The organism is Dorea chungnamensis (assembly GCF_039832125.1).
In the GTDB taxonomy this organism is placed as follows: domain Bacteria; phylum Bacillota; class Clostridia; order Lachnospirales; family Lachnospiraceae; genus JAFBIX01.
The window spans coordinates 20,738-34,589 of record NZ_JBDOHT010000014.1 but is presented as its reverse complement, the minus strand read 5'-3'; the positions used below and the strand labels follow the sequence as shown (position 1 = coordinate 34,589).

Genomic DNA, 13,852 nt, shown 5'->3' with positions numbered 1-13,852 from the left:
CGCGTTAATTTAATAAATACTTCTCTGCAATTGTTTTTAATTTTTTAGGTTCTTCTGCATACCAGGTCTCGAATGTCTTATTTTCTGCCTGAATTGTTTTTCCAAGTTCAACGAAGAATGCCGGCATATCTTTCTGCAGCATCATGCCCCACTGTTCTCCGAAACGTTCCTCTCCCTGCTGATCAGAGCCATTTACATGGAAGGTAAATGCAGGTTCTACAACATCATTTACCCTTTTTGCTCCACCATGGAATCCCAATGTTCCAATCTGATGAGTTCCACAGGAAGAAGTACAGCCTGAAATATGAATTCGTGGCAATATCCCATCTGCAAAATCATATTTTCTTACTTCATGAATGATCTCAGCCAATGCTCCCTGTGAATCGCGCAGCCCAATCTGACAAATAGTCGCTCCAATACAAGAAACGGATGTCTCAAAGAGATTTTGTGCACCATCGTCCGTTACTTTCAGAACTTTCTGTGCTTCATCACCATTCAGATTAACGACATAAATAGTCTCATCTGGTGCAATGCGGATTTCTACTGCTTCCATATCTTTAATCACATCATAAAGCTCTGCAAATTTAGAAACTGCAGGTACTCCGCCAAGTGGATGATAAGCAACCGCATACAGACCCTCCTGTTTCTGGGCGATGACACGTTTTCCTGTTACTTTTGTTCCGTCAGATACTTTCTTAACTGGAGTTGCTTTCACATCAATATCTAAATTTTCATTTGCCTTTACAGATTCTAATTTTTCAAGATATGCTTTCTTGTATCCCTCAACTCCTAATGACTCCTGCATATAACGGGTTCTTGCCTTCGCCCGGTTCTCATAATTTCCATATGCCAGGAATGTCTCTACCATTGCCTTTACATAATACAACACTTGTGACGGCTGCACATCTTCTGCTACTTTTACACCCATACGAGGGTTATTTCCAAGACCGCCGGCACTATATACATCAAATGTTCCGTTGGCAGTTGCCACAAATCCCAGATCTCTGAATGTAGCATGTGTTACATTTGCCGGAGAGTTAGAAAATCCTACTTTCAGTTTTCTAGGCATTTTAACGGTTTTAATAAAACCAAGCAAATAATCCGATACAGCTTCCGCATATGGAAGTACATCAAAGTACTCTCCTTCTTCTACTCCTGACAAAGGGGACACCATAGTATTTCTTGGAAAATCTCCGCCACCGCCTCTGGTGACAATTCCTACATCCAATGCTTTTTCCATGATATCACAAGCCGCTTTTCCATCCAGATTATGGAACTGAATCGTCTGGCAAGTTGTAAAATGCGCTTTTTCCACGCCATATTCTTCAATGGAATCAACTACAAATTTTAATTTTTCCTTTGTCAGTCTTCCACCAGGCAGACGCAATCTTAACATACTTGCCTGTCCACCCTTCTGAGCATAACTTCCAAATCCGCCGGAAAATCCTTTGTACTCTTTCATATTAACTTCTTTTGCATAAAACTTGTCTGTCATCTCTCGAAATTTCGCAAGATCCTCACGAAACTCTTTTAGCAATTTTTCCATAATACTCTCTCCTTTTTTGTGTATTTTGTCAGCGTTCCCTAATTTCTTAAACTTAATATTCCCTCTGCTAATATTTTTATATCATCCAAAATGTAATCAAATGCTCCTGCCTTGTATAGATTTATCGCGATCATTCCAATCGGAACGGCAAAAATCATACCGAACACACCTCCAATCTTGTATCCGGTATATAGCAAGAACAGAGTGAGTAATGGACGTAATCCCATGCTGTCTCCTACTAATTTTGGCTGAATCAACTGTCTCACCAACTGAGTAACAGCATATAAAATAACCAATCCCACTACTAATTTGTAATTTCCCATAAAGAATTGATATATTGCCCATGGAATCAGCGCTGTTCCAGTTCCAAAAAATGGCAGAAAATCTAAAAGTGCAATTAAAAGTCCCAAAAGGAACGAAAAATGAATATTCAATATTATAAATCCGACAACCAAGATTATGTATACAACAACCATGATCTTCAACTGGGCTTTTAAATATCCTCCAACGGCAAATTTCAGATTATCGATTACCATTGTCATACGACTCACCAGTGCATCTGGTGCTACTTTTTTAGACCATCGGATAACATCTTCCCGCTCGGCAATAAAAAAGTATGCGGAGATAAAAGTAACGATTGTTGCTACCAGCACGGACGGAATACTCTTGGCGAATCTTCCGGCAGCTGACACAGTAGGTTCACTGATTCTACTCATCAGTTCTCCCATCATCTCGTCAAAATTAGCAACCATGGTATGCCATCCTTCCTGTACTCCATCCGGAAGCTTTCCAAAGACACCTTCCATACTGTTCCCTATCTGACTCAATCCAGACTCCAGATCTCGGTACATTCCAGGCATATCTTGAATCAAGAAGGATATTTCTTTCCATAATGTACTGATAATGAAATATATTATAAAACAGACTGCCGCCAGAACACCAACAATCATAATCACGGAACCTAATTTTTTTACGATTTTCACTCGTTTTTCCAGCCAATTTACTACCGGACTGGCGATATATGCTATAAACCATCCGATTACAAACGGCATAAAAAATCCAAGCAACTTGTAACCCAGATAGAGAAACAATAATGTTCCGACCAGGCTAAAGGCCAGACTTACGATGACCTTCCAGTAAGGGCGGTCATCTTTCAGCTGCTCTCTAAAATTAGTTTTCATCCGTCTGTTCCACCTCTTCTTCGATCAGGTACTCACTCTCAACCAGATCCCAGATGTCATCTCTGCCCTGCTTAGTAACGGAAGAAAATGGTATGATCTTCGTTCCCGGAACCAGATTCAGACCTGTTTTAATCGCTTTTATCTGCTTATCAATCTGACTTCTCTTAATCTTATCCAGCTTTGTTGCAATAATGATCGGATAGTATCCCTGTGCTACGATCCAGTCATACATCATCTTATCATTAGCAGATGGATCATGGCGAATGTCGATCAAAAGGAACACTGCCTGCAGCTGCTTAGAACCATGAAGATATCGTTCAATCAATTGGCCCCATTTTACTTTTTCCTGCTCCGATACTTTCGCATAACCATATCCTGGGAGGTCTACCAGATACATTTCTTCATTGATATTATAGAAATTAATCGTCTGCGTTTTTCCTGGTGTTGCCGAGATACGTGCATATGACTTACGGTTGATCAAAGCATTAATCAGCGAAGATTTCCCTACGTTAGATTTTCCCGCAAATGCAATTTCCGGCAATGTATTCTCTGGCAACTTACTGGTTATTCCGCATACCGTTTCCAAATTAACATTTCTGATTATCATAATTTTTCCCCTTATTTGTTCTTAGGTTTCGCAGCCCTTCTTTGCTTTACAAAAGCAATTTTCAACAATTCCTCCATATGAGATACCGGAATGATCTCCAATCCTTTCGTAATCTCCGATGAAAGTTCTTCTACATCAATTTCATTTTCTTTTGGCACAATGACCGTCTGAATCCCGGCATTTTTAGCCGCCAGAAGTTTCTCTTTTAATCCACCGATTGGAAGGACGCGTCCTCTTAAAGTAATCTCACCCGTCATAGCGAGATCTGCTCTTACCTTTCTTCCCGTAATTGCCGACATCATAGCCGTTGCCATAGTAATTCCGGCAGAAGGACCATCCTTTGGCACAGCGCCTTCCGGAATGTGGATATGTACATCGTGAGATTTGAAGAAATCTTCTGGAATCTTATATTCTTTACTGACTGAACGGATATAGCTGATTCCTGTTCTGGCTGATTCCTTCATAACATCTCCCAGCTGACCTGTCAGTAAGATCTCTCCCTCTCCTGGCATGACATTTACTTCTATCTGAAGGGTATCTCCACCCACACTGGTCCATGCAAGTCCACGGACGATTCCCACTTCATCGGAATCGTTCTTCATCTGATAGATATAAAGCTCCTTGCCAAGATATGTATGAAGATTGCGCTCCGTTACATGAACCGCGTTCTTCTTTGTCTCCAGAATCTCTCTTGCTGCTTTCCGGCAGATATCTCCAATTTTTCTCTCCAGTTGTCTGACTCCAGCCTCTTTCGTATAATTACGTGCAATCTTCCACAACGCTTTCTTACTGATGGTCAATTGTTCCGATGTAAGTCCGTGCTTTTCCATTTGCTTAGGAATCAAATGCTCCATAGCAATGTGCATCTTTTCATTCTCTGTGTAACTGCTGACCTCAATCACTTCCATACGATCCAAAAGCGGTCTTGGAATTGTCTGTAAAGTATTCGCAGTCGTTACAAACAATACCTCTGACAAATCTACCGGAACCTCCAGATAATGATCACGGAACTTATGGTTCTGCTCACTGTCCAATACTTCCAATAACGCAGAGAAAGTATCTCCTTTATAATCATTGCTGACCTTGTCAATCTCATCCAATAACATCAACGGATTCTTCACGCCTGCTTGTTTTAATCCATTAGCAATTCTTCCTGGCATTGCTCCTACATAAGTCTTACGATGTCCACGAATCTCAGCTTCATCACGTACACCACCAAGAGATATGCGCACATAAGGCTTCTTCAATGCCCTGGCTAATGATTTCGCTATCGATGTTTTTCCAGTTCCCGGAGGTCCCACCAGGCACAGAATTGGCGTCTCACCTTTCTTTGTAAGCGCACGAACTGCCAGAAATTCCAGCACTCGTTCTTTTACTTTCTCCAATCCATAATGATCCTCTTCCAATACTTGCTTTGCAAAAGCAATATCCTGATGTTCTTCACACATCTTATCCCATGGCATCTCCAGAACCGTCTCAATATAAGTACGTGTAACTCCGATTTCAGCGGGATTACCCATGGAATTTTTAAATCTTTTGATTTCTTTATTAAGCTTTTCCTTCACTTCTTCCGGCGCCTGAAGTTCATCCGTTTTCTGTTGGAATTCTTCTGCATCTGACAATGTATTGTCATCTCCCAATTCTTCACGGATCAGTTTTAACTCTTCGCGAAGAATGTATTCTCTCTGATTTTTATCTACTCTTTCTTTTACCTTCGCCTGAATCTCATCTTTTACATTCAAAATCTGAATCTCATTGACTAACTTATAAGCAAGCAATTCATATCTTCTCATCAAATTCGTTTCTTCCAGCAATTGCTGGGCATCCAGATAAGAGAAGGGAACATTTGCTGCAATGATATCTACTAATCTTGACAATTCATTTATATTTTCAATCTGAAGCGCCAACTCTTTCGATAATTTGGGATTCTTCAAAAGGTACTCTTTGAAAATATCTTTCATTCCCCGAAGCATGGCTTCCATATTTAGCGGATGTTCTTCCGCTCCTATATCTTCTACAGAAGTATCCTCATCTGGCATTGTAGTAACATTAGCTCTAAGATAAGGTTCTTCAAATTCTATCGTATTTATACATGCTCTGGTATCCCCAGACACCAGGACTCTGTTTATTTTCTTCGGTAATTTTACAATCTGACGGATGGTTGCAACGCATCCAACCCGATATACATCTGCCATTTTCGGGTCTTCTGCCTCAATATCCTTCTGGGCTGACAAGAATATCTTCTGATTCCCTTCCATGGCTTCTTCAATAGCCTTGAGCGATTTTTCACGGCTGACATCAAAATGACGTACCATTTCCGGCAATACAGCAACTCCTCTCAAAGCTACCATTGGCAGACTCATTGTCTCTCTGTTCATAAATATTTCTCCTAATCACAGTTCTTATAGAGTAAAAATAAGCGGGCACAACTGAACTATTTGCACCCGCCTTTTGTTATTATGCACTTTCAAATCTGACGGATGTGTGAACACACTCCGGTTCTCCGATTCCTTTTACGACGTCTTCTGTAATACGGCATGACTTCAACGTCTCATCTGATGGAGCCTGATACATGATATCCATCATGATATTCTCCATGATTGCACGCAAACCTCTGGCGCCAGTTTTTCTCTTAAGCGAAGTTTCAGCAACTGCCTCAAGTGCTTCGTCATCAAAAATCAATTCAACGCCATCTAACTCAAGCATTTTCTGATATTGTTTTACAATTGCATTCTTTGGTTCTGTCAGAATCCGAATTAAAGCTTCTCTGTCTAACATTTCCAAAGATACCGTAACCGGAACACGCCCTACCAATTCTGGAATCAGACCGTATTTTACAAGATCCTGCGGCAACACCTGCTGCAGTAACCGGTCAACATCATTCTCATGCTTTTCTGCAATCTCAACATTAAATCCAATGGATTTCTGATCAATACGTTTTTCAATAATCTTATCAATTCCTTCAAACGCACCGCCACAAATAAACAGGATGTTGGTAGTATCGATCTGAATCAATTCCTGATGAGGATGTTTTCTTCCTCCCTGTGGCGGAACATTCGCAACAGTTCCTTCCACAATCTTAAGCAATGCCTGCTGAACACCTTCTCCAGAAACATCTCTTGTGATAGATGGATTTTCTGATTTACGCGTAATCTTATCAATTTCATCAATGTAAATGATACCATATTCAGCACGCTCAATATCTCCATCGGCAGCCTGGATCAGCTTCAGGAGAATATTCTCCACATCTTCCCCTACATATCCGGCTTCCGTCAGAGCAGTCGCATCCGCAATAGCAAATGGAACACCCAAAATCTTCGCAAGAGATTGTGCGAGCAATGTCTTACCACATCCGGTAGGACCAAGCATAAGAATATTACTCTTGCTCAATTCCACTCCCAGATCTTTTCCTGCCATGATTCTCTTATAATGATTGTACACAGCAACTGATAAGACTTTCTTTGCCTCATCCTGACCAATTACATACTCATCCAGAAATTCCTTGATCTCTTCCGGCTTTAACAGATTAATATCCGCAAATGGATTCCATCTTCTTCCATTGTCATATTCGAATTCTTCTTCTATAATCTCAGAGCAGACGTCCACACACTCATCACAGATATATGCCCCATTAGGACCTGCGATCAATTTTCTTACCTGATTCTGCGTCTTATTACAGAAGGAGCATCTCACCTGATCATCGTTCTTTCCTACCACACTCTCACCTCGTCTAAGGACAGATGCCTTGCACTAGCGTCTCGTGATTACCTCATCGATCAAGCCATATGCTTTTGCTTCTTCCGCAGACATGAAGTTATCACGCTCTGTATCAGCGCTGATCACATCTAACGGCTGTCCTGTATTTTCTGCTAATATCTGATTTAATTTCTGACGAATCTTCAAAATATGTTCTGCCGCAATCTTAATCTCAGTTGCCTGCCCCTGTGCACCGCCTGATGGCTGGTGAATCATAATCTCTGCATTTGGAAGAGCCAGTCTCTTGCCCTTCGTTCCCCCTGCCAGCAAGAAAGATCCCATACTTGCAGCCATACCGATACAGATAGTCTCTATGTCACATTTGATATACTGCATGGTATCATAGATCGCCATACCGGCTGTCACAGAACCTCCCGGGCTGTTAATATACAGATGGATATCCTTCTCAGGATCCTCTGCTTCCAAGAATAACAGCTGAGCTACGATCACACTCGCAGATGCATCTGTCACTTCTTCTCCCAGGAAAATAATTCTATCTTTCAATAATCTTGAATAGATGTCGTAGGAGCGTTCCCCGCGGCTTGTCTGTTCAATGACATAAGGTACTAAACTCATGTATATGCCTCCTCCTGACTACATATTCTTATTTTTCAACAGCATTCTCTACCAAGAAGGTAACAGCCTCCTGAACTGCCATATCTTCTTTCATCTGTTTCTTTTCATTGTCGCTCATGAACTCTTTGAGCTTATCAACTTCCATCTTATAAGCTTCTGCCATCTTAGCCAGCTCTTCATCTAACTTTTCATCACTGATCTCAATGTTCTCAGCTTTTGCAATTGCCTCTAATACAAGACGTGTCTCGATACGTTTGATTGCCTGAGGTCTCATCTCTTCTAACATCTTGTCAGCAGTCATTCCTGTAAACTGGAAGTACTGTTCCATAGTAAGTCCCTGAGACTGGATTCTCTGACCGAAGTCTTCTACCATCTGTAAAGCCTGAGTCTCGATCATAGCCTTTGGAATCTCATACTCTGCATTCTTAACAGCCTGTTCAACAACCTGATCTTCCTGCTTTGTCTTGCCTTCAGAAGCTTTCTGTTCTTTAATCTTTGCCTTAATATCAGCTTTGTATTCTTCTAATGTGTCAAATTCTGAAACTTCTGCTGCGAATTCATCATCAATCTCCGGAAGTTCTTTTGCCTTGATCTCATGGATTGTACATTTGAATACAGCTGCTTTTCCTTTCAGATCTTCTGCATGATAATCTTCTGGGAATGTTACATTGACTTCTACTTCTTTTTCAGCTTCAGCGCCAACCAATTGCTCTTCGAAGCCCGGGATAAATGATCCGGAACCAATTGTCAGCGGATAGTTCTCTCCTTTACCGCCTTCGAAAGCAACGCCATCAACAAATCCTTCAAAATCAAGGATTACTTCATCTCCATCCTGTACCGGACGGTCCTCTACTGTAATTGTTCTTGCGTTCTTCTCAGCTTCTTCCTGAACCTTTGCATCTACTTCCTTCTGTGTGACACGTGTAGAGATCTTATCTACTTCAAGTCCTTTGTACTCACCAAGAGTAACCTCTGGCTTTGTTGCAACTTCTGCTGTAAAGATAAATGGCTTTCCTTTTTCGATCTGAACAACATCGATCTCTGGTCTGGATACGATCTCAAGTTCACATTCATCATATGCATCTGCGTATGCCTTTGGAATCAGAGCATTTGCTGCATCATCGTAAAAGATCTCTGCGCCGTACATTTTTTCAATCATCTGACGTGGTACTTTTCCTTTACGGAATCCTGGAAGAGAGATTTTGTTTTTCTGCTTCATATAGGCACTCTGAAGCGCTTTCTCTAAATCATCGGCAGAAACTTCAATGGTAAGTTTTGCCATGTTTTTTTCTAATTTTTCTACCTGTAAACTCATTTACTATTTCCTCCTGTTTCTATACTCTTTCGGGTTGCCTATCTTTCGGTAGTCGGGAAGATGGGCAGACTACACTACATTACATTCACCAAAGAAGTATAACACAAAGCTTCTGAAATATCTAGCCTTGAATTTCATCTAACCGAAGTATTTTTCGGATTAATTGGTCCATATCATCCTCATCAATGTAATATTCCTTGTCTTTATCCTGTTTTACATGAAGAACTACACTTTTCTTTTCCCCATATTGGCTGTCCATATAAGCGACTTCCAAAAGTTCATAGGCATGATTCACGATATCATTTAATATCTGTTGAGTAGTCTCTTCCTCCGATGCGCCTTCATACTCTCCATTTTTTATCTTCTGAGCGACTTTTAACGAATCTTCCGTCAAAAGTTGCTGAAAATCTACGAATACATCAGACGGATGAATCTCAACCGTTACTTCATATTCTCCTTTACCTGTCTTCTTGGCTTCTTTCACGTTATAACGCATAGTCGTGAATATCTTAGATACCAGTTCTGCAAACTGCGATGTCTTCGTGTCGCTCATCTCAATCTCATTCGTAATGTTACTGGAAACAAACTGATCAATCGAATCACGGTACATCTGCATCAAGGATTCTTCCGTTGCATCTTTTGAATACTTCTTCGCCTGTGTAATGTCTCCCTGAAAGGTCAGATCAAGAACTGCCTGTACATATCCGGCTGCATCAAACTTTTTTCCACATCCTGTCGCTGTTAACATTAACACCACGATCAACACGCACAGTTTTCCCCACTTTTTTCGCTTATTCATCACCATTTTCATAGTCGCTTCTCTTAATAATATATGATTGCATCTGCAATCTCAGCTGCCTTTTCTGGTCCTGACAGGACTTCAATTAATTTCAGTGCAAAGTCTATCGCCGTTCCAACTCCCCGACTGGTAATGATATTGCCATCCACTGTTACATTCGCTCCAGTCATAACCGCACCCTGAATCTCCTTTTCCACAGATGGATAACAGCTGACACGCTTTCCTTTCAGTAATCCCAGATTGCCAAGTACCGTTGGTGCTGCACAGATTGCTCCAACATATTTTCCCTCGTTATAAAAATCTTTTACAACTCTACGGACACCTTCATGCTCATTCAAATTCGTGGTCCCCGGTATTCCTCCCGGCAGAACAATCATATCAGATTCCACAAAATTAACCTCTTCAAACAGATCCTCTGTCTGGACATTGATTCCATGTGCTCCATGAACCGTATATTCTTCTGTAGTGGAAACAGTATCCACATAAATTTTTGCTCTTCTAAGTAAATCAACCACTGTCAGTGCTTCAACTTCTTCAAATCCATCAGCTAAAATTACACTTACTTTTTTCATCACTATCATCCTCCTTAACATTTGATTCTAACACCGTTTACTTTTGGTGTAAACTATATTATGATACCTATAATACTTTTTTTGATTTATAGACAGGAGGTCCGAAACATTGGAAATAGAACGTAAATATCTCGTACAGCAACTGCCTGAATCTTTGAGCGGCTATCCATGCCGAATTATTGAACAAGGCTATCTCAATACCGATCCCGTTGTACGCATCCGACGTGACAATGAAAAATATGAGCTTACTTATAAATCCAAGGGATTTATGACACGAATGGAATACAATCTTCCATTGACACAGGAAGCTTATGAACATCTTCTCACTAAGATTGATGGGCGTCTTATTCAAAAGAAACGTTATATGATTCCCTTGAACAATGATCTTGCTGCAGAACTGGATATTTTTGAAGGCGATCTCGCGCCTCTTATTCTTGTCGAAGTAGAATTTCCCTCGGAAGAAGCCGCACTTGCCTTTGTCCCACCATCCTGGTTCGGGGATGATGTTACTTTTTCTGGTAAATATCACAACAGTACTCTCAGCAAATTGTAAAGCAACATTTTGTTGCTTTATTGTATTTTGAAACGATTCGATGCATAGATATCTATTTATTGGCCAAATTGCTATACTAACAAGAGAAATGCCTTGTAGGAGTTGACATTATGCCTAATATACAGTTAGCCAATAACTTAAAATATCTACGAAAAAAGCACAACCTGACTCAGACTACTCTGAGTCAGATTCTGAATATATCCAGACAGGCGTACTCAAACTATGAGACCAGTAAGCGCACACCTGACTTGGATTCTCTTCTGCAGCTTACGACTTTCTATCAGGTTAACCTGAACGATCTCGTTCTCGGCAACCTTCAAGACACGACGATCTATTCTGACAAAGTATCAGAAACTGTAGTTCCTTATACTTTTGTCAAAGACAAAAAAACCGGCAATACCATCTATCTCACAGATGAAGAACTGGATCTTATCACCCAGTTCCGCACACTTTCTAAAGAGAATAAACAGATCATTACCGGTTTTCTTCACTCTAATTCCAAAAATTCTGTTTAATCAGACAGTGCAAATCCATCATGTACTGCATTCATTGCTTTATCAATATCTTTCTTTGGAACCAGCACTGTAATGCGAATTTCAGAGGTAGATATCATATTAATATTTACTCTGGAATTATAGAGAGATTCGAACATCTTTGCCGCAACTCCTGGATTACTCATCATTCCAGCTCCTACGACTGACAATTTTGCGACATCTTCATTCCATGTGATGTCCTGAATTGTAAGTCTTTCTTTATTCTCTCCTAACACCTTAATTGCTTCTTCCAAGTCGTCGGATGCTACCGTGAAGGAGATATCCTTGGTACCTTCTCTTCCGACAGACTGAAGGATGATATCTACATTAATGTTATTTCCTGCAAGCGTGTCAAAGATAGCAAATGCGATTCCCGGCTTATCCTGTACTCCAATCACAGAGATTCTGGCTGTATTCTTATCGGCTGCCACACCTGTTACTAACAATTTTTCCATACCTTTTCCCTCCTTGACCACGGTTCCTTCCGAGCGATTCAAACTAGATCGTACTACTAACTCAACATTGTATTTTTTCGCCATTTCTACCGAGCGGTTGTGAAGTACCTTTGCACCGAGACTTGCCAGCTCCAACATCTCATCATATGTAATCTCGTCAATCTTTCTGGCATTCTTCACCACCCTTGGATCAGCAGTATAGACACCATCTACATCCGTATATATCTCGCATTTATCCGCATGAAGAGCTGCCGCCAACGCCACTGCTGTTGTGTCTGATCCACCTCTTCCCAAGGTTGTAATATCATCATATTTATTCACACCCTGAAAACCAGTGACAATAACAATCTTTCTGGAATCAAGTTCATGAAGAATTCGCTCGGTCTCTACACGTTTAAAACGTGCATTGCCATAACGAGAAGTAGAATGCATTCTTACTTGAAAAGCATTCAATGAAACTGCTGGTACATCCAGTGACTGCATTGCCATAGCCATCAATGATACCGACACCTGCTCACCTGTCGTAAGGAGCATATCCAGTTCTCTTTTCTTCGCCTTTGGATTAATCGTATTTGCCAATTCCAGCAATTCATCTGTTGTATCCCCCATAGCAGAAAGTACAACCACTATATCGTTTCCATCTTTATAATCTTCAATGCAACGTTTTGCAACATTGAAGATACGTTCCTTGTTGGCCACAGAACTGCCGCCAAATTTCTTTACAATTAGCATAATTCCTCCTGTAACAAGTGTCCAATTAACCGGTAGCCGTCTGCCCAGTTTCTCCCCGTTGAAGCCGCAGTCTTCTCATTATATGTCGGAAGTCCCGCCTGTGAACCGGTACTATCATACAATAGATATGGGATTGGCTCTCCCGTATGTGTACGAACTTCAATTGGGGTTGGATGATCCGGCAAAAGCAGAATTCTAAAATCTTCCTGTGCCTGTTTTAATCCATCCACCACAATATTCAACACCTTTTTATCGACATTCTCAATTGCTGTTATTTTATCCGGAATACTTCCCTGATGTCCCATCTCATCTGGAGCTTCTACATGAATATAAGCGAAATCATACCCATCTTTTGTCAATGCTTTCACAGCTGCCTGTGCCTTTCCTTCATAATTAGTATGAAGTCCGCCATTGGCACCTTCTACAATGATACGGTCCATGCCGGCTCCTACCGCAATCCCTTTCAGAAGATCGACAGCAGAGATCATAACACCTTTCTTGCCTGTGCGCTCCTCAAATGACGTCAATGCCGGTTTCTTTCCAGCGCCCCAGAACCATGCAGAATTGGCCGGATGCAATCCATTCTTTCTGCGCTCTATGTTCAACGGATGATTTTCCAGAATATCATAGCTTTTCTTCATCATATCCCGAAGGACTTCATCTTCCGGCAGATAGTCTCCAATTCGTTTCGTCAGAATATCATGAGGAGGTGTAAGTTCAACCACTTTACCATTCTTCCAGATCAGAAGATGACGGTAACTGGTTCCTACATAGAATTCATATCCTTCCTTTTTCAGACCTTCTTTCAGTGCTTCAACAAGAATCGCTGCATCTTCTGTACTGATCTCATCCGAACTGTGATCGATAATCGTACGGTCCTCATAAGCGCAATCCTCTTCTGACAGAGTCACTATATTGCAGCGGAATGATACATCTGTATCTTCCATGTCCACGCCAATACTAAGTGCTTCCAACGGAGAACGCCCCGTATAATAAATCTTCGGATCATATCCCATAACTGCCAGATTAGCGGTATCACTTCCCGGTGCCATTCCTTCCGGAACCATAGATGCCATCCCTAGTTCAGAAACTGGTGACAAGGCATCCATTGTCGGTGTATTGGCAGCCTCTAATGTCGTCCTGCCATCCAACTCCTCCAATGGTCTCCCGGCCATCCCATCACTAAGTACTACCACGTATTTCATAATTATCTCTCTCCCATTCCTT

The 13,852-nt window shown here is 41.1% G+C and carries 13 protein-coding genes; 2 read left to right on the top strand and 11 right to left on the bottom strand.

The annotated features are described in order from the left end of the window. Positions 1-4: 4 nt before the first annotated feature. From ABE613_RS11975 to ABE613_RS11935, 9 genes are all read right to left on the bottom strand, one after another. Positions 5-1,546 (bottom strand): nitrite/sulfite reductase, encoded by a 1,542-nt coding sequence (locus ABE613_RS11975; RefSeq protein ID WP_235231686.1) that lies wholly within the window; start codon positions 1,544-1,546, stop codon positions 5-7. A gap of 38 nt (positions 1,547-1,584) precedes the next feature. Then, positions 1,585-2,727, bottom strand: coding sequence for a sporulation integral membrane protein YtvI (gene ytvI / locus ABE613_RS11970; RefSeq protein WP_347376478.1), 1,143 nt, complete (start codon positions 2,725-2,727; stop codon positions 1,585-1,587). Further along, positions 2,717-3,334 (bottom strand): ribosome biogenesis GTP-binding protein YihA/YsxC, encoded by a 618-nt coding sequence (gene yihA / locus ABE613_RS11965; RefSeq protein WP_347376477.1) that lies wholly within the window; start codon positions 3,332-3,334, stop codon positions 2,717-2,719. Before yihA ends, ytvI begins: the two co-directional genes overlap by 11 nt. Positions 3,335-3,345: 11 nt before the next feature. After that, entirely contained in the window at positions 3,346-5,712 is a 2,367-nt protein-coding gene (gene lon / locus ABE613_RS11960) for an endopeptidase La (RefSeq protein WP_347376476.1), read from the bottom strand. Between the two features lie 79 nt (positions 5,713-5,791). Then, a complete protein-coding gene (gene clpX, locus ABE613_RS11955; RefSeq protein WP_235231693.1) occupies positions 5,792-7,051 on the bottom strand; it encodes an ATP-dependent Clp protease ATP-binding subunit ClpX in 1,260 nt (419 codons plus the stop codon). A gap of 33 nt (positions 7,052-7,084) precedes the next feature. Then, positions 7,085-7,666: an ATP-dependent Clp endopeptidase proteolytic subunit ClpP gene (clpP, locus tag ABE613_RS11950; RefSeq protein WP_235231695.1), complete on the bottom strand. Its 582-nt coding sequence runs from the start codon at positions 7,664-7,666 to the stop codon at positions 7,085-7,087. 28 nt (positions 7,667-7,694) lie between these two features. After that, positions 7,695-8,981, bottom strand: coding sequence for a trigger factor (gene tig / locus ABE613_RS11945; RefSeq protein ID WP_235231696.1), 1,287 nt, complete (start codon positions 8,979-8,981; stop codon positions 7,695-7,697). A 121-nt stretch (positions 8,982-9,102) separates the two neighbouring features. Beyond that, positions 9,103-9,792 carry a hypothetical protein gene (locus ABE613_RS11940; RefSeq protein ID WP_347376475.1) on the bottom strand — a complete coding sequence of 230 codons (690 nt, stop codon included), beginning with the start codon at positions 9,790-9,792 and terminating at the stop codon, positions 9,103-9,105. 11 nt (positions 9,793-9,803) lie between these two features. Next, positions 9,804-10,352, bottom strand: coding sequence for a DJ-1 family glyoxalase III (locus tag ABE613_RS11935; protein WP_347376474.1), 549 nt, complete (start codon positions 10,350-10,352; stop codon positions 9,804-9,806). Positions 10,353-10,461: 109 nt separating this feature from the next. Here ABE613_RS11935 and ABE613_RS11930 point away from each other — a divergent pair, with 109 nt between their 5' ends. Next, complete coding sequence (locus ABE613_RS11930; RefSeq protein ID WP_347376473.1) at positions 10,462-10,905, top strand: CYTH domain-containing protein; 444 nt, start codon at positions 10,462-10,464, stop codon at positions 10,903-10,905. Between the two features lie 110 nt (positions 10,906-11,015). Next, positions 11,016-11,420 carry a helix-turn-helix domain-containing protein gene (locus tag ABE613_RS11925; RefSeq protein WP_235231701.1) on the top strand — a complete coding sequence of 135 codons (405 nt, stop codon included), beginning with the start codon at positions 11,016-11,018 and terminating at the stop codon, positions 11,418-11,420. Here the strand turns inward: ABE613_RS11925 and ABE613_RS11920 are convergent. Further along, positions 11,417-12,625: an aspartate kinase gene (locus tag ABE613_RS11920; RefSeq protein WP_235231703.1), complete on the bottom strand. Its 1,209-nt coding sequence runs from the start codon at positions 12,623-12,625 to the stop codon at positions 11,417-11,419. The genes ABE613_RS11925 and ABE613_RS11920 overlap by 4 nt on opposite strands. After that, entirely contained in the window at positions 12,619-13,830 is a 1,212-nt protein-coding gene (locus ABE613_RS11915; RefSeq protein WP_347376472.1) for a cofactor-independent phosphoglycerate mutase, read from the bottom strand. Before ABE613_RS11915 ends, ABE613_RS11920 begins: the two co-directional genes overlap by 7 nt. Between the last annotated feature and the right edge of the window lie 22 nt (positions 13,831-13,852).

Bases quoted from the DNA above. Each gene is read 5' to 3' on its own strand.
- yihA (WP_347376477.1), bottom strand. From the start codon at position 3,334: ATGATAATCAGAAATGTTAATTTGGAAACGGTATGCGGAATAACCAGT.
- ytvI (WP_347376478.1), bottom strand. From the start codon at position 2,727: ATGAAAACTAATTTTAGAGAGCAGCTGAAAGATGACCGCCCTTACTGG.
- ABE613_RS11940 (WP_347376475.1), bottom strand. From the start codon at position 9,792: ATGAAAATGGTGATGAATAAGCGAAAAAAGTGGGGAAAACTGTGCGTG.
- ABE613_RS11920 (WP_235231703.1), bottom strand. From the start codon at position 12,625: ATGCTAATTGTAAAGAAATTTGGCGGCAGTTCTGTGGCCAACAAGGAA.
- ABE613_RS11925 (WP_235231701.1), top strand. From the start codon at position 11,016: ATGCCTAATATACAGTTAGCCAATAACTTAAAATATCTACGAAAAAAG.
- lon (WP_347376476.1), bottom strand. From the start codon at position 5,712: ATGAACAGAGAGACAATGAGTCTGCCAATGGTAGCTTTGAGAGGAGTT.
- ABE613_RS11935 (WP_347376474.1), bottom strand. From the start codon at position 10,352: ATGAAAAAAGTAAGTGTAATTTTAGCTGATGGATTTGAAGAAGTTGAA.
- clpP (WP_235231695.1), bottom strand. From the start codon at position 7,666: ATGAGTTTAGTACCTTATGTCATTGAACAGACAAGCCGCGGGGAACGC.
- tig (WP_235231696.1), bottom strand. From the start codon at position 8,981: ATGAGTTTACAGGTAGAAAAATTAGAAAAAAACATGGCAAAACTTACC.
- ABE613_RS11915 (WP_347376472.1), bottom strand. From the start codon at position 13,830: ATGAAATACGTGGTAGTACTTAGTGATGGGATGGCCGGGAGACCATTG.
- ABE613_RS11975 (WP_235231686.1), bottom strand. From the start codon at position 1,546: ATGGAAAAATTGCTAAAAGAGTTTCGTGAGGATCTTGCGAAATTTCGA.